The sequence below is a fragment of the Burkholderia sp. D-99 genome (assembly GCF_011605345.1).
Taxonomy (GTDB): domain Bacteria; phylum Pseudomonadota; class Gammaproteobacteria; order Burkholderiales; family Burkholderiaceae; genus Burkholderia.
The window spans coordinates 42,727-64,561 of the sequence record NZ_JAAOXM010000017.1; the positions used below are offsets into that span (position 1 = coordinate 42,727).

Annotated in this window: 22 protein-coding genes; 7 read left to right on the forward strand and 15 right to left on the reverse strand. The window is 65.1% G+C overall.

Annotated features, from left to right (window positions below; all coding sequences use genetic code 11):
• Positions 1–10 precede the first annotated feature (10 nt).
• Positions 11–1,711 (forward strand): choline dehydrogenase, encoded by a 1,701-nt coding sequence (betA, locus tag HAV18_RS35925; RefSeq protein ID WP_166965291.1) that lies wholly within the window; start codon positions 11–13, stop codon positions 1,709–1,711.
• A gap of 235 nt (positions 1,712–1,946) precedes the next feature.
• Here betA and HAV18_RS35930 read toward each other — a convergent pair whose 3' ends face one another.
• The 13 genes from HAV18_RS35930 to HAV18_RS35990 all read right to left on the reverse strand — a co-directional run bounded on the left by HAV18_RS35930 (position 1,947) and on the right by HAV18_RS35990 (position 14,634).
• The gene (locus HAV18_RS35930) at positions 1,947–3,233 is read right to left on the reverse strand and encodes a type II toxin-antitoxin system HipA family toxin (protein WP_166965293.1); all 1,287 of its coding nucleotides are present in this window, start codon (positions 3,231–3,233) and stop codon (positions 1,947–1,949) included.
• A complete protein-coding gene (locus tag HAV18_RS35935; RefSeq protein ID WP_347814798.1) occupies positions 3,226–3,540 on the reverse strand; it encodes a helix-turn-helix transcriptional regulator in 315 nt (104 codons plus the stop codon). The genes HAV18_RS35930 and HAV18_RS35935 overlap by 8 nt, the downstream gene beginning before the upstream one ends.
• Before the next feature lie 300 nt (positions 3,541–3,840).
• Positions 3,841–4,425, reverse strand: a complete 585-nt coding sequence (locus HAV18_RS35940) for a dual specificity protein phosphatase family protein (RefSeq protein ID WP_166965297.1) — start codon at positions 4,423–4,425, stop codon at positions 3,841–3,843.
• A gap of 6 nt (positions 4,426–4,431) precedes the next feature.
• Positions 4,432–4,926, reverse strand: a complete 495-nt coding sequence (locus HAV18_RS35945; protein ID WP_166965299.1) for a hypothetical protein — start codon at positions 4,924–4,926, stop codon at positions 4,432–4,434.
• Entirely contained in the window at positions 4,923–6,065 is a 1,143-nt protein-coding gene (locus tag HAV18_RS35950; protein ID WP_166965301.1) for an MGDG synthase family glycosyltransferase, read from the reverse strand. Before HAV18_RS35950 ends, HAV18_RS35945 begins: the two co-directional genes overlap by 4 nt.
• Before the next feature lie 496 nt (positions 6,066–6,561).
• Positions 6,562–7,656: a hypothetical protein gene (locus HAV18_RS35955; RefSeq protein WP_166965303.1), complete on the reverse strand. Its 1,095-nt coding sequence runs from the start codon at positions 7,654–7,656 to the stop codon at positions 6,562–6,564.
• Between the two features lie 230 nt (positions 7,657–7,886).
• Positions 7,887–8,390 carry an activator protein gene (locus HAV18_RS40095; RefSeq protein WP_166965467.1) on the reverse strand — a complete coding sequence of 168 codons (504 nt, stop codon included), beginning with the start codon at positions 8,388–8,390 and terminating at the stop codon, positions 7,887–7,889.
• Between the two features lie 182 nt (positions 8,391–8,572).
• A complete protein-coding gene (locus tag HAV18_RS35965; RefSeq protein ID WP_166965305.1) occupies positions 8,573–9,076 on the reverse strand; it encodes an activator protein in 504 nt (167 codons plus the stop codon).
• 181 nt (positions 9,077–9,257) lie between these two features.
• On the reverse strand, positions 9,258–9,761 hold the full coding sequence (locus HAV18_RS35970; RefSeq protein WP_166965307.1) for an activator protein: 504 nt from the start codon (positions 9,759–9,761) through the stop codon (positions 9,258–9,260).
• A 121-nt stretch (positions 9,762–9,882) separates the two neighbouring features.
• On the reverse strand, positions 9,883–10,707 hold the full coding sequence (locus HAV18_RS35975; RefSeq protein WP_166965309.1) for an OmpW family protein: 825 nt from the start codon (positions 10,705–10,707) through the stop codon (positions 9,883–9,885).
• 74 nt (positions 10,708–10,781) lie between these two features.
• A complete protein-coding gene (locus HAV18_RS35980; protein WP_166965311.1) occupies positions 10,782–12,035 on the reverse strand; it encodes a DUF2957 domain-containing protein in 1,254 nt (417 codons plus the stop codon).
• A gap of 71 nt (positions 12,036–12,106) precedes the next feature.
• Positions 12,107–13,720 (reverse strand): DUF2957 domain-containing protein, encoded by a 1,614-nt coding sequence (locus HAV18_RS35985; protein ID WP_166965313.1) that lies wholly within the window; start codon positions 13,718–13,720, stop codon positions 12,107–12,109.
• 617 nt (positions 13,721–14,337) lie between these two features.
• A complete protein-coding gene (locus tag HAV18_RS35990; protein ID WP_166965315.1) occupies positions 14,338–14,634 on the reverse strand; it encodes a cupin domain-containing protein in 297 nt (98 codons plus the stop codon).
• Positions 14,635–15,068: 434 nt separating this feature from the next.
• On the opposite strand from HAV18_RS35990, the gene HAV18_RS35995 reads away from it, so the two are divergent.
• The 4 genes from HAV18_RS35995 (at position 15,069) to HAV18_RS36010 (ending at position 19,257) form a co-directional block, all read left to right on the forward strand.
• Positions 15,069–16,016 (forward strand): ABC transporter ATP-binding protein, encoded by a 948-nt coding sequence (locus HAV18_RS35995; RefSeq protein WP_166965317.1) that lies wholly within the window; start codon positions 15,069–15,071, stop codon positions 16,014–16,016.
• 3 nt (positions 16,017–16,019) lie between these two features.
• Positions 16,020–16,781, forward strand: coding sequence for an ABC transporter permease (locus HAV18_RS36000; RefSeq protein ID WP_069749046.1), 762 nt, complete (start codon positions 16,020–16,022; stop codon positions 16,779–16,781).
• Positions 16,782–16,931: 150 nt separating this feature from the next.
• Complete coding sequence (locus HAV18_RS36005; protein WP_166965319.1) at positions 16,932–18,353, forward strand: MFS transporter; 1,422 nt, start codon at positions 16,932–16,934, stop codon at positions 18,351–18,353.
• Between the two features lie 202 nt (positions 18,354–18,555).
• Positions 18,556–19,257, forward strand: a complete 702-nt coding sequence (locus HAV18_RS36010; protein WP_166965321.1) for an MBL fold metallo-hydrolase — start codon at positions 18,556–18,558, stop codon at positions 19,255–19,257.
• 42 nt (positions 19,258–19,299) lie between these two features.
• On the opposite strand, the gene HAV18_RS36015 is transcribed toward HAV18_RS36010, so the two are convergent.
• Positions 19,300–19,524 (reverse strand): hypothetical protein, encoded by a 225-nt coding sequence (locus HAV18_RS36015; protein ID WP_166965323.1) that lies wholly within the window; start codon positions 19,522–19,524, stop codon positions 19,300–19,302.
• A 209-nt stretch (positions 19,525–19,733) separates the two neighbouring features.
• Between HAV18_RS36015 and HAV18_RS36020 the strand changes: the two genes are divergently transcribed.
• Positions 19,734–20,165, forward strand: coding sequence for a YciI family protein (locus HAV18_RS36020; RefSeq protein ID WP_166965326.1), 432 nt, complete (start codon positions 19,734–19,736; stop codon positions 20,163–20,165).
• A gap of 68 nt (positions 20,166–20,233) precedes the next feature.
• On the opposite strand, the gene HAV18_RS36025 is transcribed toward HAV18_RS36020, so the two are convergent.
• The gene (locus tag HAV18_RS36025; protein ID WP_166965328.1) at positions 20,234–20,830 is read right to left on the reverse strand and encodes a TetR/AcrR family transcriptional regulator; all 597 of its coding nucleotides are present in this window, start codon (positions 20,828–20,830) and stop codon (positions 20,234–20,236) included.
• A gap of 182 nt (positions 20,831–21,012) precedes the next feature.
• Here HAV18_RS36025 and HAV18_RS36030 point away from each other — a divergent pair, with 182 nt between their 5' ends.
• Positions 21,013–21,783 carry an alpha/beta hydrolase gene (locus HAV18_RS36030; RefSeq protein ID WP_166965330.1) on the forward strand — a complete coding sequence of 257 codons (771 nt, stop codon included), beginning with the start codon at positions 21,013–21,015 and terminating at the stop codon, positions 21,781–21,783.
• Positions 21,784–21,835: the final 52 nt, after the last annotated feature.

Here is a 21,835-nt window from a genome sequence, read left to right on the forward strand (position 1 = left end):
ACTGACCGTCATGACGACACGCGAATACGACTACATCATCTGCGGCGCAGGTTCCGCGGGCAACGTGCTCGCAACGCGCCTGACGGAAGATCCGGACGTCACGGTGCTGCTGCTCGAAGCGGGCGGCCCCGACTACCGCTTCGACTTCCGCACGCAGATGCCGGCGGCGCTGGCCTATCCGCTGCAGGGCCGCCGCTACAACTGGGCATACGAAACCGACCCCGAGCCGCACATGGACAACCGCCGGATGGAATGCGGGCGCGGCAAGGGGCTCGGCGGCTCGTCGCTGATCAACGGGATGTGCTACATCCGCGGCAACGCGCTCGACTACGACAACTGGTCGACGCACAAGGGCCTCGAGAACTGGACGTATCTCGACTGCCTGCCGTACTTCAAGAAAGCCGAGACGCGCGACGTCGGCCCGAACGACTATCACGGCGGCAACGGCCCCGTGTCGGTCACGACCAGCAAGCCGGGCGTGAACCCGCTGTTCGAGGCGATGGTCGACGCGGGCGTGCAGGCCGGTTATCCGCGCACCGACGACCTGAACGGCTATCAGCAGGAAGGCTTCGGCCCGATGGACCGCACCGTCACGCCGAAGGGCCGCCGCGCGAGCACCGCACGCGGTTATCTCGACCAGGCACGTGCACGGCCAAACCTCGAGATCGTCACGCACGCGCTCGCCGATCGCATCCTGTTCGACGGCAAGCGCGCATCGGGCGTCACGTACCTGCGCGGCAGCGAGCGCGCGAGCGCGCATGCGCGCCGCGAAGTGCTCGTGTGCAGCGGTGCGATCGCGTCGCCGCAACTGCTGCAGCGCTCAGGCGTCGGCCCCGGCGCGTGGCTGAAGGAACTCGACATCCCCGTCGTGCTCGACCTGCCCGGCGTCGGACAGAACCTGCAGGATCACCTGGAGATGTACATCCAGTATGAGTGCAAGGAGCCGGTATCGCTGTATCCGGCGCTCAAGTGGTGGAACCAGCCGAAGATCGGCCTCGAATGGATGTTGAACGGCACGGGCCTCGGCGCGAGCAACCACTTCGAGGCGGGCGGTTTCATCCGCACGCGCGACGACGATCTGTGGCCGAACATCCAGTATCACTTCCTGCCGGTGGCGATCAACTACAACGGCTCGAACGCGATCGAGATGCACGGCTTCCAGGCGCACGTGGGCTCGATGCGCTCGCCGAGCCGCGGCCGCGTGAAGCTGCGCTCGCGCGATCCGAACGACCATCCGAGCATCCTGTTCAACTACATGGCCGAAGCGCTCGACTGGCGCGAGTTCCGCGATGCGATCCGCGCGACACGCGAAATCATGCGACAGCCCGCGCTCGACCGCTATCGCGGCCGCGAGCTGAACCCGGGCGCCGACTGCAAGAGCGACAAGGAACTCGACGCGTTCGTGCGGGCCCGCGCGGAGACGGCGTTCCATCCGTCGTGCTCGTGCAAGATGGGTTACGACGACATGGCGGTGGTCGATGAAGAAGGCCGCGTGCACGGGCTGGAGGGGCTGCGTGTGGTCGATGCGTCGATCATGCCGATCATCACGACCGGCAACCTCAATGCGCCGACTATCATGATCGCCGAGAAGATCGCCGACAAGATTCGTGGCAAGCAGCCGCTCGCGCGCGTCGACGTGCCTTATTTCGTCGCGAATGGAGCGCTGGCGCGCAATGTCGCGAAGGCGGTGCGGCAGCCGGAGACGGTCTGACGACGGCGGGCGCGCTGCCCGCTCTTCGGTGTACTGACAAAACGCCGCCGACAGTGATTGTCAGCGGCGTTTTTTACGGTGACTTGCGCGGAAGCGCGCTCCCGACTTGCCGCCATGTGATCGTATCGGCCGGATGCGTTCGCGGGCGCACGCGTTTTGAAATGAGGCTACCGGGATACGCGCTACCGGGCGAACGGCCGGAGGACTTCTGAACCGTTCGCATGCCGATCCATCCTCACCGGCGAGAGCGGCCGGTGTGTCCTTGGCGTAGCAGCGCTACGTTCTGGTCGATGCGACCCTGGATCATGCGCAAGGTGTCTCGAGTAATGACCGACGCGTACATGCTGTCGGCAATGTCTGCAAACTGGCTGGCCACCTCGCAAATGCCGTCAATCGTCATGCCGGCAACGGCCTGGGGCACCTCAGCCTCCTCGGCAAGCCGAAGCATGTGCGTGCGGGAAATCTCCAGTGCCTCACCCATCACGTCCATCTGGTGATATCCACCAGGCCCCTCGCAGAAGGTCACGTCGTAAGCCGGCGCCAGACTCCACTGACCATCCGGCGCCATGAGGTAGGCGAAGTTCTTCGGATGGTCGTCGCGGTTGTTGAACGCGACGTTGAAGACTGCACGCTCGAAGGCCACCGCCATTTGCCGTACATCGTTCGTGCACATCTGCGTCGCCCGCAAGAAGTTGACGTAGTCCAACGCCCCCGGCGTCCGGTAATCCGCACCCGTAAAAGCGGCGAGGCTCTGCATGGGGACCCGCAATCCTTCGTGGCGATCAAAGCGCTTGCTGGCAAATGCCGCCAGCCCATTCGGCAAGCTGAAGTGCTGCGTGTCCGGGGTGTCGATTCCGCACCTGCGCAGACATTCGGCGTAGACCATCTCGATGGCGCACACCTCGGAATGTTCTTCATTGGCCGGGAACTTGACCAGCCAGGCGTCGAAGCCCGGCGTGATGGCCGTGGTCAACCCGCCGGTTTGGGGATCGCGATAGACCAGGGCCTTGGGCCTTGCACCTTGGGGCGAGCCGCCCACCAGCAGCAATGTCTGCAGGAACGCACCACCTTCTCCATGGAACACCTTCTGCACGTCAACGGCGAGCTGTTCCAGCGGGATGTGGACATCCGGTGCCGCTCCTTCAGGCGCCACGGGCTCGAACGTCATGGCCCCCATCGCATTGCCACCGATGTAGGCCAACCGCGCCAGGGGACCGATGCGCGCCGTGGTGAGTCCACGGCTCCTGAACATGCGGTCCATCAGCAGCATGCCCCACCCGTCCGGCAAGGCGTCATAGACGGGCCCCGGCAGTTGCAATTGGAAGTCCGGGAAATCTCGCCGCAAGTTGGGACCATCCAGCGGCAGCGTGTACGAGGACAGTTCCAAGCCCCTTTGCCTGGCTTCATTGCTGTACTCGAATGCGATCATCGGGCGACTGCTCAGGGCGGTCGTAGAGACCAGCGTGCCCCAATGCCATCGCTCCCCCCAGCCCTCGTAGAAGACGTTCACTTGTTCAGGCATTGCCGGACTTCCTCCTTGTGCGGAGGCGCTTGGCTGTTTTCTCGTAGCGCAGAATGTCCTCGATGCTGTCCAGCTTTGGCTGGAACAGGCCTTCGAGCTCCTTGATTCGGCCAAGCGCCATCGCCACCCGGACCACGGCCTCGAAGCCCACATTGCGCCCGGCTTCCAGGTTGGACACGGTGTTGGTTGCAATGCCGGCACGCCCGGCCAGATCGGCTTGCGTCATGCCCAGAGCCAAACGCTCGGTGCGCAAGCGCTCGCAGAGTCGCTTGACGACCTCACTCGGCTTGCTGAAGCTTAAATCCAGCATAGTGTGTCCCGTTTCCATTCTGTGCCGGTTAACACCCAAAATTATAGAATTAACGGCACTTCCGCTCAAGGAACTTAATTCCTTTATTTTGCGTCTTATCGGAAAAATTCACTGAGCAGCCACAACATATTGGAGTTAATCAGCTCCGTACCAGAGGGGCGCGGATCAGACCGCCCCGGGTTGCGCTGACATTCCGGGGCAATCCGGAGACGGTCTGACGACGGCGGGCGTGCTGCCCGGTCGCCCAAAAAGAAACGCCGCCGACGGTTCCCGTCGGCGGCGTTTTTCCTTTCCGGCTCAGCCGTTGTTGACCTCTTGCCGCAACCGCTCGACGTCCACGCGCTTCAGGTAGTTCGTGATGTTCTGCCAGATCGGATGGAACCCGTAGCCGCCGTGCTGCAGCTCGTCGAGCGCCTGCTCGCGCGTCCAGCCCTGGTACACCATCCGGTACAACGCCGACACGAGGCCGGTACGATCGGCGCCGTGCTGGCAGTGGATCAGCACCGGGCCGTCCTGGTCGGCCGTACGCAGCGCCTTCAGCGCCGCGACCATGTCTTCGTCGCGGATGTCCCATGTGTTGATCCGGATGCGCTGCATCTTGATCTGCGTGCCGGCCAGAATCGTGTCGTCCGCGTGAAACGAACGGAAGCTGATGACCTTGCGAATGCCGAGCTTCTGCAACTCCGGCACATCCGCGCGCGACAGCTGGGCGCTGCGGTACAGCGTCGGCGTGATGCGGTGCAGGTTGTTCACATGCGCATCGGTCACGCCCTGCGCCCATTTGATCGGCCGGGCGGACACCTCGGAGGCCGGGTCCGCCTGGGCCGGCTGCACGAGCCCGGCAAGCGTGACGGCGATCGCGGCAATGAAGGCGATTTTCATGTCGGTTCAATAGAATGCGCGCTTGCGCTCACGGGACAGGATGAACAGCACGATCGCGGCCGCGCTCATGGTCCAGTAGTCGGTCGGCGCCACGCCGAGCCAGTGGATATGCCACGGCACGTTGGCCGGATTGAAGCGGGCCAACCCGTACGCCGGATTCAGCACGAACCACAGGAAATCCTCGGTCAGCCAGAACACCATGATGCACGCGATGATCCGCGCTTCGATGCGCCACGACCACCGCGCGTTGAAGATGGGCGGCAGGTGGAAGAATAGCGCGACGAACGGAAACACCCACGCGTGGTAGCCGGTCATCGGCCGCCCGCCCCAGAAGATGTCGAGCAGCCAGTGATGCTCGATGCGCCACGTCGGCAGGTTGGCCGCCCAGCCAGCGCTGCCTTCGATCTGGATCTCCACGTTCGCGAAGAAATACGCGAGCAGCACGACCCACGCGACGACGAACAACGTATGGCGCGTCGGCACAAAACGCGCGACGCTCATGCGGCGGGCTCCAGGCCCAGCACGCGATCGAGCACGAAGCGGCCGGCGAGCGGCCGGCCGAGCGGCGCGAGACGGCGGCGCATGTCGGCGAGACGCTCCGGCGTCTGCAGCAACGCGCGGATCCGGTAGACGAGCGCGTCGTCGTCGATCGCCTTCAGCGCGACACCCTGTTCGAGCAGGAAATCCGCATTGCGCTCTTCCTGGCCCGGAATCGGTGAGTTGACGATCATCGGCAACTGCATCGCGAGGCATTCGGACGTCGTCAGGCCGCCCGGCTTCGTGATGACGAGGTCGGCGCAGGCCATCAGGCGCTCGACCTGCTGCGTGAAGCCCTGCGGAAACAACCGGCCCGGATGCTGCACGGCCAATTTCTGCAACGACGCGAGCATCGCCTTGTTCTTGCCGGCCAGCGCAATCAGCTGGAAGTCGGCATCCATCTCGAGCAGCCGCGTCGCCAGCACGTCGAGCCCGCCGAGGCCCGCGCCGCCGGACATCATCAGGAACGTTGGCCGCGCGGGATCGAGGCCGAACTCGGCCGCGCAGGCCGCGCGATCGAGCGGCTGGCCGAACGCCGGCATGATCGGGATGCCGCTGACGTGCACCGTTTCAGGCGCCATGCCGCGGGCATGCATGCGCCACGCGATCTCGTCGTTGGCCGCGAAGTAGCCGCGCATGTTCGGCACGACCCACATGCTGTGCAGGTCGAAATCGGTGACCTGCACCCACACCGGCGTGTCGACGCGTGCCTTGCGGATCTCGCGCGACAGCAGTTCGGCCGGCAGGAAGTGCGTGCAGATGATCGCATCCGGGCGCTGCCGTTCGATCTCGGCGAGCAGCTTCCGGCAATTGAGCCGCTCGATCGCGCGCCGGATCTTCTGCGACGGCGCGGCGGGATCGACTTCGTCCGTCTTCTGGTACAGGTAGCCCCACAGCGCCGGCTGGCTGCTGACGAGTTTGATGTAGAGATCGGTGTACAGCTTGCGGAAGCCGGTGGACACGAAATCCATCACGTCCAGGTGGGTGGCTTCGATGCCGGCGGGATGGTGATCGGCGAACGCGCGGATCGCTTCGGCCGCTCGGGTATGGCCGGCGCCGGCGCTGACGCTCAGGAGGAGGATCTTCTTGCTTTGCTTTGACATCTGACTGACCGTTTCGATGAAGAGGGTCCGGATGCAGGTTCGCGGCCGCGCTCTCACACGGCGGCTGTTTGTATCCGGCTTACAACAAGCTTGGCAGATCTATGGTGATGCGGGCGGGCGGTGACATCGAAGCGATCGCCGGCATCGTCTGCGGCATCATACTGCGTTCGGGCGATGGCACCGGAATCGTGGGGCACGGGCAGGCTGGGTGGTTTGGCGTTTGGCGTTTGGCGTTTGGCGTTTGGCGTTTGGCGTTTGGCGTTTGGCGTTTGGCGTTTGGCGTTTGGCGTGCGGCCAGTGTAGACGCTGACGGCATGACGGCTCGGCGCGCCGCCTCCTGATGCCCGTTCGCGCGTGCGAACGGGGTCCGGCATGTGAACGCGAACAGGATACGCAGGATGCGCGTGCGCGAGTCATTTGGAATCCTCTCTGATCGATTCGGGAGAGGATTCGGCAAAGCCGGGCGTCAACCGGCCTTGTCCCAGTGTTCGCCGAATCAGGGTACTACGACGTCCCGCTTCCGCATCCGCTTCCCGCGGACGATCGGGTTCCATCGCGACGTCAGGCTCATTGCGCCACGCAGGTGATCGAATGCGACGTCCTCCTTCGGCCCGAAGCGGCTGACCGCCGGCCACGCGAGCACATGATCGAGCCACGCCTGCCACTCGTCACCATGAAAACGGCGACCGATTTCTCGCACGGCGTCGTCCGGTGCTGCGATCACGATGCCCGCCAGCAGGTAGTAAGCCCAAAAGCTGCCCGCGCCGACGAGTTGATCCAGCCTGCACACAGATAACGCCGCGAGCAGCCCGTCCACCGACGCGAGATCGGCACGATGCGTGCGGATCGCCTGCGCAACGAGATTGTGCTGACCTCCATACGCGGCGATGGAGGCCCCATTGCCGGCGGCGAGCACGGCCGAGAACATCACGAGCGCGGCCATCTCGTCGATGCGCGATGCATCGTCGCGCGGCCCGCACACGCGCAGCACAATCGCGTCGATGACGGCGCCAGGCATGGCCGACGTTTCTCCACTCGCCGCCGCGACGACGGCGAGCCTCTCTCTCAGGTTGTTCGCAGGCGGCGGGTCGTCCGGCGCGCCCCTTTCATGTGCGGTGCATGCGCCGGCATCGCCCTCGCTGCATTCGACACCACGGGCAATCCGCTCGAGCGCGGCCCAGCCGACATCGGGGTCGTCGAATGCACATGCATCGATCACACCGTGCGCGGTGTCGAACACCACGCGCGAACCGGGGCAACTGCGTTCGGCTTCGGCGAGTTGCTGCATCGAAGGCACATGCGAGCATGCACCGCGCGGGTCGGTCAGGTCGCATGCACAGGCGCCGCCGTCCGATGCGATCCACGGTGCGAGCCCGTGAAGAACGGCCGCTGCGTCATGAGACAGATTCACGCCTGTCCGCATCCGTATCGCATGCGACACGGCGACGGTCGTGTCGCCGGCATCGGCCGCCATCGTTGCGCAAGCGGCAGCGTCGAGATGATCGATCAGGTACTGCAACCACGCGGCCGTGCGCAGCCGGTCAGGCGTCGCGCCGCGGGCATCACCATACTTTGCTGGATCGGTAAGCATGGGTCTTCCGGGATAGTTCTGGCCAATTGGAATTGTGTTGTTTCAATCGAATCGGACAGCGCGGCGCGCCGCGCCAGTCCTGCCTGTCCGCCCGGATCGGATCGCGACACGGGCGGTCAGCCGGCCGTCGCACCGATACGCGCGACGACACGAGTGCAACGAAGAGCGGGGCGCGTGCCTCACTTGACGCGCACGGCCCCGCGCGTGGAGATCACTCCGCTTCGCGACGCCTACTGAACGTGGAATTTCGGTGACGTCGTGAGCATCCCGGCAAACACGCAGTCTCGCGGCAGCAGAGCCTCATTGAATATCAGCGACGAGTCAGAATCCCTCCATGTCGCCGCTATACGGCCCGGCCCACAAGATCCGAGCACCGAGACGGTCATTTGCGCGTTATTGATCGACAGTTGCGTCGTGCTATCCACCTGCCCCGCCCATGGTGACGCGCTACTCGCGGTGCTGACGAAATACGAGCATAACGGGGCCCCGGTGAACTGCGTTGACGTAATGTTGACGATGCCAGTCGACGACATCGTGCCGTTAAACGTCGCGGTGCAGGCTGCCCAGATCGACCCTTTGCCAACGCGCATCACACCCGACGCGGAGAACGGTTCGCCGTTCGGATTCATCGATTGCCCATCCGCGCGCGAAACGGTCGCCGCAAACGCGGGCGCGGCGGAAATTGCCATGAATACCACTGCACCAACAAGCGATGCGATCTGTCGAATTTTCATCTGTACGGCCCTCTCTCTTGATGTATGGCGGCCTTCCACGAGAAACGTGACCGCTCTGCCGAATGAATCAGGCCGCCGCGCCGATACGCACGACGGCACGAAACCGTCGAATCTGCAAATACCCGCCGCACCTACCGCACGGCCCTCGCGCGCGGCGAGCATCCCGCGTCGCTCCGCGACACTTACTGCACGTGGAGCTTCGGCGACGCCGTGAACGTGCCAAGCAGCCTGCAATCCGGCGCCCAGTCGTTATCGTTGAACGTCAATGACGAATTCGAATCGTTCCATGTCGCCACGAGCTTGCTCGGCCCGCAGGGGCCAAGCACCGCGAAGGTCGCCTGTGCATTGTTGATCGAGAGCTGTGTCGCGCTATCCATCTGCCCTGTCCACGGCGAAACGCCGCTCGCTGAACTGCTGATCAGTTGGCACCAGCCGCCTCCGTTGAGCTGGGCCGACGTGATATTGACGATACCCGCCGGCGTAATCGTCCCATTGAATATCACGGTGCAATTTGCGTTGATCGACTTTTTACCGAGCGCCGTGATCCCCGTCGCGGAAAACGGCTCGCCGTTCGGATTCATCGGCTGGCCGTCCACGCGCGAAACGGTCACTGCCAATGCAGGCGCGGCCGAAACCGCGGTCAATACCACCGCAGCAACAAGCGATGCGATCTGACGAATGTTCATCTGTACGACCCTCTCTCTTGATATTTGGCGGCCTTCCACGAGAAACGCGACCGCTCTGCCGAACGAATCCGGCCGCCGCGCCGATACGCACGACGGCACGAACCCATCGAAACTGCAAATACCCGCCGCACCTACCGCACGGCCCTCGTGCACGGCGGGTACCCGCTTCGATCCGCGGCGCTTACTGCACGTGGAACTTCGGCGACGTCGCGACCGTGCCGCCCACCGTGCAGTCCGGCGTCAGCGTGGAGTTGTTGAACGTCAGCGACGAGTTCGGATCGCTCCACGTCGTGACGACCTTGCTCGGCCCACAGGTGCCGAGCAGCGTGACGTTCACCTTCACGTTGTTGATCGACAGTTGCGTCGTGCTGTCGGCCTGCCCCGTCCACGGCGACGCGCTGCTCGCGCTGCCGCTGATCAGGCCGCACGTCGCGCCGCCCGAGAACGTCGTCGACGTGATGTTGACGATGCCCGTCGACGTGATCGTGCCGTTGAACGTCGCGTTGCAATTCGCGCTGATCGCCCCCTTGGAAAGGGCCGTCAGCCCCGTCGCCGAGAACGGCTCGCCGTTCGGGTTCATCGGCTGACCATCGGCCCGCGAAACGGTCACTGCGAAAGCAGGCGCGGCCGAAACCGCGGTGAAAGCCACTGCAGCAACAAGCGATACGATTTTGCGAATGCTCATTTGAACTGCCCCCTCTCTTCACAAATGGCGGCATGCCGCCAGGAACGCGACCGCCCGGCCGGAATGGTCCGGCCAGCCGGTCGCAGGAAGCCGCCGGCGCGCGTCATGCGCGCCGGACGGCTCAGAACTTGTAGGAAATCCCGACGAACGTGATCAGCGGATCGGCCTTCAGCCGTGTGCGCGTGGTGGCGAGCGTCGAACCGTCGGCCGCCTTGATCACGAGCGACGAGTAGGTCTTCAGCGGCATGTAGGTCAGCGTCGCCGTCACCCCCCAGTGCTTGTCGATTGCATAGCTCGCGCCGACGTTGTAGACCGGCGTGAACGACGACGACGCCTTGCCCTCGACCGAAGTCGGCCCCGGCTTGCCGGCGCCGGCCGCGAGCACACTGCCGAGGTTCTGGTTGATGTCTCTCGCGAAGTTGCCGTTCAATTCGATGTTGCTGAACCAGCTGTAGGCCACGCCGATCCCGACGAACGGCCGGAACCGCGCCGTCGACGAGTTGAAGTAGTACTGCAGAATGATCGTGGGGCTCCACTGCCGTGCGTTCTTTACGGCCGGCTGGTTCGCCGGATCATCCATGTTGACGCTGCCGAGCGCACCGGCCGGGCCGGGCGGCTTGATCGTGCCGTGCCCGGTCAGCGTGAACTCGGGCGGCACACCAAGCACCGACGTCACCGCGATGTGGTCGGTGAAGAAGTGCGTGAGCGTCAGGCCGACCGTATCGGCGTTGTTGACGGTCAGGCTCGTGCCCGGTGACGTGAACGACCCGGGCAGGCGCAGCGGCCCGTTGATCGGCATGCTGGCGAGATTCGTCGTGAGCCCGTTGGTCGAATCCTGCGGCATGATGTGCAGCCAGCCCAGCGTCGCGACGTTGTCGCCCGCCTGCTGGGCCGATGCGAGCGTCGATACGCCTGCGACGACACCCGCGACAATCAGCTTCTTCATGAAGTCTCCTTCTCATTCTGTCCGGGCGCCGCGCACCTTCGCGCGGCGCCGCCGTGTCTCCATCCAGGCGTGCGTTACTGCACGAATGCGCCGACCGTGAAGTACGGATTGCTCGTATCGTTCATGTCGAGGAACCCGAACACGCCGCCGGTGAACACGAACTTGCCGGTCGCGGGCCCCGACGCCGCATCCGCATGCACGGTCGTGACGACGCCCGGCACCTTCTGCGTGAAATCGAGGTTCAGCGCGCGGGTGAGCGCGGCCTGCGACGCATTGAACGGATCGAGCAGCGTGGCCTGCGCACCGATGAGTGCGGTCGCGCGGTAGTTGAACGCGCTGTCGACGCCCGTGTACTCGCCGTTCTGCGAGCCTTGCGCGATCGCCGTTTGCGGGCTCAGGATCGAGATGCCCGATTCGTCGTCCGCACTCGGCGAGCCCTGCGTCAGGTCCGCATTCGCCGCACCGGTGCGGATGAAGATCGGCACGAGCTGGTTGCGCAGCTTGCCGACGATCAGGATCCCCTTGCCGGCCTTCGCCGGATCGACCGCCGCGAGCGTCGCCGGAATCTGCGGCAGGTAGTTGAGCGACTGGAACGCCGGTGCGTCCGGACGCAGCGTGAACGGCTGGTTCACGGTTGCGCTCGACGCAAGCGGCTGCCCGCCGTTCTTCTTGCCGAAGTTGTCGGTCTCGACGTAGCTGCCGTCCGCGTTGATCGTCACCTGCTGGTCGAGCGCCACCGGCTGGAAGCTTTGTGACGGCACCTGGTGATAACCGAGCTGGCTGTACTTGCCGGCGATCCTCTTCAGGTCGGTTTCCACCGACGAGAAGCTGATGAACGGGTAGTACGGGAACGTCGTCTGCGGAATCTTGCCCACGCCGATCACGCCGTTGAACTGGATCGTCGCGCCGGGAATCGCGCCGCCCAGCACGCCTTCGCCGAGGAACAGCCGCGCGGGCCGGCTTGGGTCGAGGCTCGCGTTCTGCATCCGGAACGTGCACTGGTTCAGCTTCACGGTCGGCAGGCCCGTTTCGTCGGCCAGCGTGCCGTCGACCACATTCGCGGGTGCCGTGTCGCGGGTCGGCTGCACGGTGCCGGTGGTGCTCGGTACCGGCGAAGCGAGATAGGTCATCCGGTACGTCATCTTGGTCGTGTCGAGCTGCACCTTCACGAGTTCGCCCGACCCCGAGCCGCCGATGAACACCGTGTTGTAGTCGATCGTCTGCGGGCACAGCCGGACCACCGGCGCGGGCGGCGGGTCGCCGTCTCCGCCACACGCGGCCAGCACGGGCGCGAGCGACGCCGCGGCCATCCATTGCTTCAAATTCATAGGAATCCTCTTGAAATTCGATTCGCCGGCGGCGACGCATGCGCCGCCGGTGTTACGTGTTCAATGCAGGGTTACTGGACAAACGCGCCGACCGTGAAGAACGGGTTGACCTGGCTGTTGTTGACGACCATCGCGTAGACGTTGCCGGCCGTCACGAGCCAGCCCGTATCGCCCTTCTTGAAGATCGCCACGTTGCCGCTCGGGCCCTTCGCGTTGAAGTCCTGCGTGGCCGTGACCTTGATCTTGCCGGGCGTCGCCTGCGTATAGTCGAGCCCGAACTGCGAGGTCACCCCCGAGGTCTGCGGATCGATGAACGCCGCGGTACTGCCCTGGAACAGCGTCGACGTGTAGTTGGCGGCCATCGTCGAGACAGCAGTACCGTCGTTGCAACTGCCCGCTATCGAATTGAAGGTGTTATTGATGAACTCACCAGGCAGGTCCGGGTGCGGTACGTGTGGATTGAAGCTCGGGCCCGCCGGCGTCGCGCTGAAGGGCGTCACGCCGGGAGACGTCACGATGCCGCATGCGGATGCGCTGGTCGCGCCGATGTAACCGCCCTTCAGGGAATTCGCGCCAATCGCGGTGGCCGACGACAGCATCGAGATCCCGACTTCAGCGTCGGCGACCGACATGAGCGGATTGGCCGCATCGACATTCGTATAGCCGACACGAATCACGACCGGTATCCGTACGCCGTTCAGCTTGCCAACGATCATGATGCCTTTGGCCTGACTCGACGCGAGGAGGATGAGCGACGTCGCCTGCCCCGCCATCGGATACGAGAGGACGCCAAACGCGTTCGGCAACCCGTTGCTCACGAACACGTTGTCGGCCGACCCGTCCGCATTCTTGCGCAGCGTCCAGGGGGCTCCAGTCGTCTGGCACGAGTAGTCGCTGCCTTGCGTGATCGTACACGTGCCGTCCGCGTTGAACGTCTGGTTCCAGTTGACGACATCCGGTTCCCAGCCGACCGGTCCGGCCGGGCTCTGCCCCGCTCCGCCAAGCGGTGACAGATGGATGCCGACCTCGTTGTAATTGCCCGCCACCTTCGAAAAGTCGGTTTCCGTTGCGATGAAGCCGATGAACGGATAGAAATCAAACGTGCGCGACGGCACATAGCCGATCGCCATGCCCCCGAGGTTGAGGCCCGCGAACCCGATCGTCGCCCCCGGAATCCCGCCCCCCACCACCCCATTGCCGATGAACAGCATCGGCGGATCCGCACGGTTGATCGTCACCGCATACGCACCGTCGCTCGTCACGCCGCTGTCGAGCACGGCCGCGCAGCGGTTCTGCTCGGCGGTCGGGAGATTGGTCGGATGATGGAACGCGCCGCTGATCGTCATGCCTGCGCGCGTGTTGTTGACCTGCCCGGCCGATGTCGGCACCGACGATTCGATGAACTGCATCTGGTAGGTCATCTTCGTCGAGTCGAACTTCACCTTCACATACTCGCCGCTGCCTGCGCCGCCCGTATAGGTCGTCGTGTAATCGAGCGCGTCCGGGCACAGCTTCGTGACGACGGGCGGCGTCGTGATGGAGCCGCTCGGCCCGCACGCGCTCCCCGAGCACTGCGGCACGTTGATCGGCCCCGGATCGTCGCCGCCGCCGCAACCGGCGACGAACGGCAAAGCGATTACCGCGCACGACAGGATCGCTTTCCGCCATTCAGGAATGCAAATCATCAACCCCTCCTATTCAGGTACGACAAGTCTCGTCCGGACAGGCTGCATGGCCCGCCGGTTGGTATCGCGCCGCCGCACGAACGCGCGGCGCATGACGGTGCGCGCATGGCCGCCGCGATGCCGGTCAGGCAAATGCGGCACGCGCCGCGGCGGCAGACAAGCGCTCTCCCGCGGCGCCGTCATGCGGCACAGCGCCGTGAGAACAATCGAAACGGGAAGTGGTTCGCCGCTACACGGCGATATGACAACGCAGGCACGCGACCTGCATCGCGCCTGCATTCAGCGAAAAAACGGGAAACGGCAGTCCGACTGGCCCCGCGGATAGGCGTCTCATCAATTGGTCTCCATCCGTACGCTTGATTCGTTATCGTGATGCGTCGTTTGTCGAGACTATGATCGGACGATACCTACAAGTAAATGGATGCAGAGTTCCAAACGGCAGAAACCGCGCAATCCTAGTGTGTGCAGGGGATTTGACAGATTTTCAAACAGCCTTCAATTTATTTGCTCAGACAAATACATGGCCCGTATAACACGCGTTTGAATAACCACGGCCAATCCGCGCTCTGCCTTGCCTGCCGGCCCTCGACGATCCGCCTGCATGCTGCGGCGCAACCTTACACGTCGATGATCGCGAGCGTGCCGTGGCTGCCCGGCAGCACCGCGTGAAGCGTGCCGGCAAGCGCCAGGTACATCTGCCCGGCCTCGACGACGATCGTCTCGCCCCCGACCTCGAGCATCATCCGGCCGTCGAGCACCAGCAGCCCCTCGTTGTAGTCGTGCACTTCCGCTTCGTAAGCCTGCGCGTCCATGCGCAGCACCTTGATCCTGGCCGGCCCGACCTCGCCGACGATCGTGGATTTCCACGCGACGGCCTGTGCCGCCGCCACGGATTTGAAATCGATCAAAGACATGCGCTCCGCTCCGTGAACGATGAAAGGAACGCATTATCGCGAGCGCGGCGCATGCCGTCCCGGTACGGCGCGAAGGCCTTCGGGCGGCACAGTCGGCCGGCCGGCCGCGCCGCCGCCGGGCGGAAAGGCGATCGCGGCCCGGGTCGCCGAAGACGGCGCTCATTGTTCGCGCAGCGCAAATAAAGCCCGACGTTATTGAGCGATGCGCCGTCAATTCGCGCCAATCCGACACCGGCAACGCACGCCCTTTCCACAAGAATGCATTTCCATCTATCGATTGCTAATATGGCGATCCCGCGATCCCGCACCACAACGCCGTTCGACATGACGCCCGTTCGCCATGCCGTCCCCGGTCCCGGCCGCTTCGCAGCGGCGGCGACGCCGGGCACGCGCGGCGCACGCCTTCGCGCCGGCCGGCCGTGCCATCCGTGAGCATGCAACCGATCCTTTCCGTCTCCGACCTCTCCAAGACTTACGCGTCCGGCTTCCAGGCGCTGAAGCACGTGACCCTCGACATCCGCCCAGGCGAGATCTTCGCGTTGCTCGGGCCGAACGGCGCCGGCAAGACGACGCTGATCGGCTCGATCTGCGGCATCGTCACGCCGACCTCAGGCCGCGTGACGGTCGGCGGCCACGACATCCGCGATCACTACCGCGCAGCCCGCGAAATGATCGGCCTCGTGCCGCAGGAACTGACGACCGACGCGTTCGAAACCGTCTGGGCGACCGTGTCGTTCAGCCGCGGCCTGTTCGGCAAGGCGCCCGATCCCGCGCATATCGAGAAGACGCTGAAGGCGCTGTCGCTGTGGGACAAGCGCGACAACAAGCTGATGACGCTGTCGGGCGGCATGAAGCGCCGCGTGATGATCGCGAAGGCGCTGTCGCACGAGCCGCGCATCCTGTTCCTCGACGAACCGACCGCCGGCGTCGACGTCGAGCTGCGCCGCGACATGTGGAAGCTCGTCGATTCGCTGCGCGAAAGCGGCGTGACGATCCTGCTGACCACGCACTACATCGAGGAAGCCGAGGAAATGGCCGACCGGATCGGCATCATCCTCGGCGGCGAGCTCGTGCTCGTCGAGGAGAAGCACGAGCTGATGCGCAAGCTCGGCAAGAAGCAGCTCACCGTGCAGCTCGAGCACCCGCTCGCGGACGTGCCGCCCGCGCTCGCGCCGTTCGGCCTCGAACGCGCGGACGACGGCGCCGCGCTCGTCTACACGTACGACTCGCAGCGCGACGACGCCAGCATCGCGACGCTGATCAACGCGCTCGGCTCGGCCGGCATCGGCTTCCGCGACCTGCACACGACGCAGAGCTCGCTCGAGGACATTTTCGTCAGCCTGATCGACAACCGCCGCAACGGCGTGCAGCAAGGAGCCTGACGCATGAACCTGCATGGAATCCGCGCGATCTACCGCGCCGAAATGGCCCGCACGCGCCGCACGCTGATGCAGAGCATCATCGCGCCGGTGATCTCGACGTCGCTGTATTTCGTCGTGTTCGGCTCCGCGATCGGCTCGCGCATCAGCGACGTGAACGGCATCGGCTACGGCTCGTTCATCGTGCCGGGGCTCGTGATGCTGTCGCTGCTGTCGCAGAGCATCTCGAACGCGTCGTTCGGCATCTACTTCCCGCGCTTCACGGGCACGATCTACGAGATCCTCTCCGCGCCCGTGTCGTACTGGGAGATCGTGATCGCGTACGTGGGCGCGGCCGCGTCGAAGTCGATCCTGCTCGGCGTGATCATCCTCGCCACGGCCGGCCTGTTCGTGCCGCTGCACATCCTGCATCCGTTCTGGATGGTGCTGTTCCTCGTGCTGACGGCGGTCACGTTCAGCCTGTTCGGCTTCGTGATCGGCATCTGGGCCGACAGCTTCGAGAAACTGCAGCTCGTGCCGCTGCTGATCATCACGCCGCTCACGTTCCTCGGCGGCAGCTTCTACTCGGTCGACATGCTGCCGCCCGCGTGGCGCGTCATCACGCTGTTCAACCCGATCGTCTACCTGGTCAGCGGCTTCCGCTGGTCGTTCTACGGGATCGCCGACGTGCACGTGTGGATCAGCCTCGCCGCGACCGGGCTGTTCCTCGTGATCCTGCTGGCGATCGTCGCGTGGATGTTCCGCACCGGCTACAAGCTGAAGAATTGACGCATCGCGCGCCGCCTGCCGATGACGTATTTGGGCAAGCAGGCGGCGCTTTTCCTCTGATGCGGCATTTTGTGGTCGCGTCTACTGAAGACGAAGCATCGGGGCCGCGAAGCACGCGCTTCACGGCCCCTTTTCATTTCAGAGGACGCCATGCCCGCCGCCACCGCTCCCGCCTCCGCCGCCGCCCGGCTCGAACGCCTGCCGTTCTCCGGCTATCACAAGCGGATCTTCTTCATCATCGCGATCGCGTTCTTCTTCGACTCGGTCGACCTCGGCACGATGACGTTCGTGCTCGGCTCGATCCGCAAGGAGTTCGGCTTGTCGACCGCGGCCGCCGGCCTCGTCGCGAGCGCGAGCTTCTTCGGGATGGTGCTCGGTGCGGCCGTCGCCGGCCTGCTCGCCGACCGCTTCGGCCGCCGGCCCGTGTTCCAGTGGAGCATGGTGCTGTGGGGCGCGGCCTCCTACCTGTGCTCGACCGCGCAGAGCGTCGACGCGCTGATCGTCTACCGCGTGCTGCTCGGGATCGGGATGGGGATGGAATTCCCGGTCGCGCAGACGCTGCTGTCCGAATTCGTGCCGACCGAGAAGCGCGGCCGCCTGATCGCGCTGATGGACGGCTTCTGGCCGCTCGGCTTCATCACGGCCGGCATCGTCGCGTATTTCGTGCTGCCGCAGTTCGGCTGGCGCACGGTGTTCGCGCTGCTCGCGATTCCCGCCGTGTTCGTGCTCGTCGTGCGCCGCATCGTGCCGGAATCGCCGCGCTGGCTCGAGCATGCGGGGCGGCACACGGAAGCCGACACGGTGATGCACACGATCGAGGCGAAGGTGATGCGCTCGGCCGGTGTCACGACGCTGCCGCCGCCGTCGCGGCTCGCCGAGCCGGTCGCCGCACGCGGGCGCGGCGCGCTGCGCGAGATCTGGAGCGGCGCGTACCGCCGCCGCACGGTGATGGTGTGGCTGCTGTGGTTCTTCGCGCTGCTCGGCTTCTACGGCCTCACGTCGTGGCTCGGCGCGCTGCTGCAGCAGGCCGGCTTCGAGGTCACGAAATCGGTGTTCTACACGGTGCTGATCTCGCTCGGCGGTGTGCCGGGCTTCCTGTGCGCCGCGTGGCTCGTCGAACGCTGGGGACGCAAGCCGACCTGTATCGCGTCGCTGATCGGTGGCGGCGCGATGGCGTACGCATACGGCCAGAGCGCGCTGTACGGCGGCAGCATGGCGCTGCTGATCGGCACCGGCCTCGCGATGCAGTTCTTCCTGTTCGGGATGTGGGCCGCGCTGTACACGTACACGCCCGAGCTGTACGGCACCGGCGCGCGCGCGACGGGCTCGGGCTTCGCGTCGGCGATCGGGCGCGTCGGGTCGCTGATCGGGCCTTACGTGGTCGGTGTCGTGCTGCCCGTGTTCGGCCAGGGCGGCGTGTTCACGCTCGGCGCGCTGTCGTTCATCGCGGCCGCGATCGCCGTGTGGACGCTCGGGATCGAGACGAAGGGCCTCGCGCTGGAGCAGCTCGCGGCGGGCGACGAAGCAGGCGGCGGTGGCCGGTATGCAGCGGCGGCGGACAAGGTGTCCTGAGCGCCGAATCGGCGACCCGGGCGTGCTTTCCGGCCGGCATGACGTTCAGCGCCGTGCCGGCTGCTGCGTGAATTGACAGGATTCGCGCCTGGACCGGCGCTGCTAGACTGCATCGATGCACCGTGTCGCGCGCCCCCGGGTGCATCGCGGCGATCGCGCGACTGTGGTGCCCGCCCCCACTGCCCGCGCAAGGATCGCATCGATGGACAACGCCCGTATCGAAGAAATCCGCAGCGGCCTGTTTCGCGCAACGACTTATATCGACAAGCTGAAGCTCGGCTTCAGCCAGTTCTTCGTCCGGTCGCCCGGCGGCGACGTCGTCTGCATCGAAACGGGCACGCGTTCCAATTTTCCGCAACTGAGCGCGAGCCTCGCGACCGTCGGCATCACGCCGTCGATGGTGAGCAGCGTGATCGTCCCGCATTTCGAAGTCGACGAGATGGGCGCACTGCCCGACTTCCTCGCGGCCAATCCGGCACTCGTCGCGTATGCGCATCCGATCTGCACGCACGGCCTGGCCGATATCTTCGGCGTGCGCGCGAAGCCGCTGAAGGACGGCGAGCCGACGACGATCTCCGGTGTCGACGTCGTGCCGATCTTCACGAAGCATGTCCATCAATGGGATGCGCTCGTGGTGTATTTGCCGGCGTACAAGGCGCTGCTGTCGTCGGACATCCTGATGCGCTTCGGCGACGAAGCCGCCGACGACCCGCTGCCGGCCATCCTCGATTCGATCCGGCGCTCGGACTACCTGCCGTCGCTCACGCACATGGCGAGCGCGCTGCGCCGGATCCAGGCGCTCGACCTCGACGTCATCCTGCCGATGCACGGCCCGGCCATCACGCACGACATCCCGCGCGTGCTCGCCGGCGCGATCGCGCATTGCGAGGCCGCCGCCGCGTGAGCCGCGGAGGCGGCAGGCCGACGGCGGTGCAGCAGGTTCCTGTCAGGCGACGACGAACTCTTCGGCCGCCTTGCGTTGAACCGCGGCCATCACCGCCAGTTCGCGCTTGCTGCGCGCGTCGCCGGACACGACACCCGTCGCGTTCTTCGCCTTCGCGCCCAGCGGGAAAAAGACAAACGACGCGCCGGCCGGGGCCGCCGGCTCCGCGCGCAGGCGTTTGTTCAGGATTTTCAGGTACTTCTTCTTCGAGACTTCTTTAGCAGCCATGGCACCCTCCGCGTGAACGTGGTGAGGATCAGCATACCAGTTTTGGCGACGGGCTCCGCCGCATGGCCCGCCAGTGCGCGCGTCATCGAAACTTCGCCGGGCTCGATGTCGATTCGCGTCGCGGTCGCGCGTCGTGTTGTCGTAACCGATCGTTTTGCCGTCGGCGCGGCCGGCGGCGCCCCTTCATTCCCTTTCAAGGAGATACGACCATGCGCGTCCTGGTAATCGTCAAGGCCACCGCCGATTCCGAATCCGGCCGGATGCCCGACCCTGAAATGATCGCCGCGATGGGCCGGTTCAACGAAGAACTGGCGGAAGCCGGCATCCTGCTCGCCGCCGACGGGCTGCATCCGAGCATGCGCGGCAAGCGCGTGCACTTTGCCGGCAAGAACCGCACCGTCATCGACGGCCCGTTCGCGGAAACCAAGGAACTCGTCGCCGGCTTCTGGCTGTGGCAGGTGAAATCGATGGAAGAAGCGGTCGAATGGGTGAAGCGCTGCCCGAACCCGATGCCCGGCGACTCCGACATCGAGATCCGCCCGCTGTTCGAGGCTGAAGACTTCAGCCCGGCATTCACCGACGAGTTGCAGGCGCTGAAAGCGCGGATGAGCGCGCAAGCCGAGGCCGGGAAGCGCGCGTAAGCCGGGCGGCGTCAGGCGGTTTCACATGACCGCCGGGCGCCGCCCCAGCCCGCTCGCGCGTGCGCGGCTCACGCGCGTTTGCGCGGCACCGCGAGCCGCTCGACCGCCCCGCCGGTCACGTCCCTGAACATCCCCGCATTGCCGTACGCCCGGGCGGCAAGCATCGCACCATAGACCAGCGACACGAACGTCGCGGCCTCGGTCTGCACCGACACGCCCGGCTGCACGACGCCGTCCTTCACCCCTGCCTCGAGCACACGCACCAGCCACGCGGCAAGGTCGTCGAAATGCGCCTTCACCGCCCGCGCGACTTCGTCGGGCAATGCCGGCAACTCCGCGCCGAGCATGCCGGCCACGCAGAACGGCGCGCTGTCGTCCACGATGCAGCGTTCCCAGTAGCCGATGTATGCGCGCATCTGCACCAGCGCGTCGGCGCCGCTCGCGTCGAGCAACGCCATGTCGGCATCGAATTTCGCCTGCGACTGCTGCAGCACGGCGACCGCCAGATCCGCCTTCGTCGGGAAGTGGTGGTGAATACTCGCCTTCCGGATGTCGATCGCGTCGGCGATGTCGGCATAACTGAACCCGCTATAGCCGCGCCGCATGATCAGTTGCCGCCCGGCTTCGAGAATGCGGCCCGCCGTACTGTCCCCCGTTACCGTCATATTTGCCTACCATCTAGTCGGATGAAAAACAGCGATAGTTTACCGCCCGGAGATACTCTTTTCCAGCCGTGATTTCTCCTTGTCGATAATCCTACCTACTAGTAGGATGAACGCATCGACAGAACAAGACGCCTGTCGATATCCGACGGTTTCCTACCCTGTCTTCCTTCTGGAGAATGAAAATGAAGCGCTTTTCCCAAGTCCGCCAGATCGCCGCGGCACTCGCGTTGTCTGCTGCCGCACTCGGTTCGCACGCGGCCGTCGCCGCCCCCGTCAAGAACGTCGTGCTGGTTCACGGCTACTTCGCCGACGGCTCGGGCTGGCAAGCCGTCTCGAACATCCTCACGCGTGACGGCTACAAGGTTTCCGTCGTTCAGCAGCCGGAAACGTCGTTCGACGACGACGTGAAGGCAACCCGGCGTGTCGTCGACGCGCAGGACGGCCCGAGCATCCTCGTCGGCCACAGCTATGGCGGCGCGGTGATCACCGAAGCCGGCAACGACGACAAGGTCGCGGGCCTCGTCTACGTGGCCGCGTTCCAGCCCGACACCGGAGAAAGCCCGCTCGACCTGACCAAGAAGACCCCGCCCGCGACGAAGGCGATCAAGGCCACCGAGGACGGTCACCTGTATTTCGACGAAGCGTCGTTCCACGCCGATTTCGCGGCCGACGTGCCGGCCGCCGAAGCGAAGTTCATGGCGATCTCGCAAGTGACGCCGGCCGCGCAGTCGTTCGGCGTGCCGATCACGCATGCCGCATGGCGGACGAAACCGAGCTGGGCGGTGGTCGCCACCGCGGACCGCGCGATCAACCCCGAGCTCGAACGCTTCATGACGCAACGCGCCGGCAGCAAGACGATCGAACTCAAGTCGAGCCACGTCGCCTACATCTCGCATCCGGCCGAAGTCGCGAAGCTGATCGAGCAGGCAGCCAGGGGCGCCGGCAAGGAGTGATGCAGCGCATCGCCCGAATCCCGCCGTTGACGCTATCCGCCGAGTAACGTAT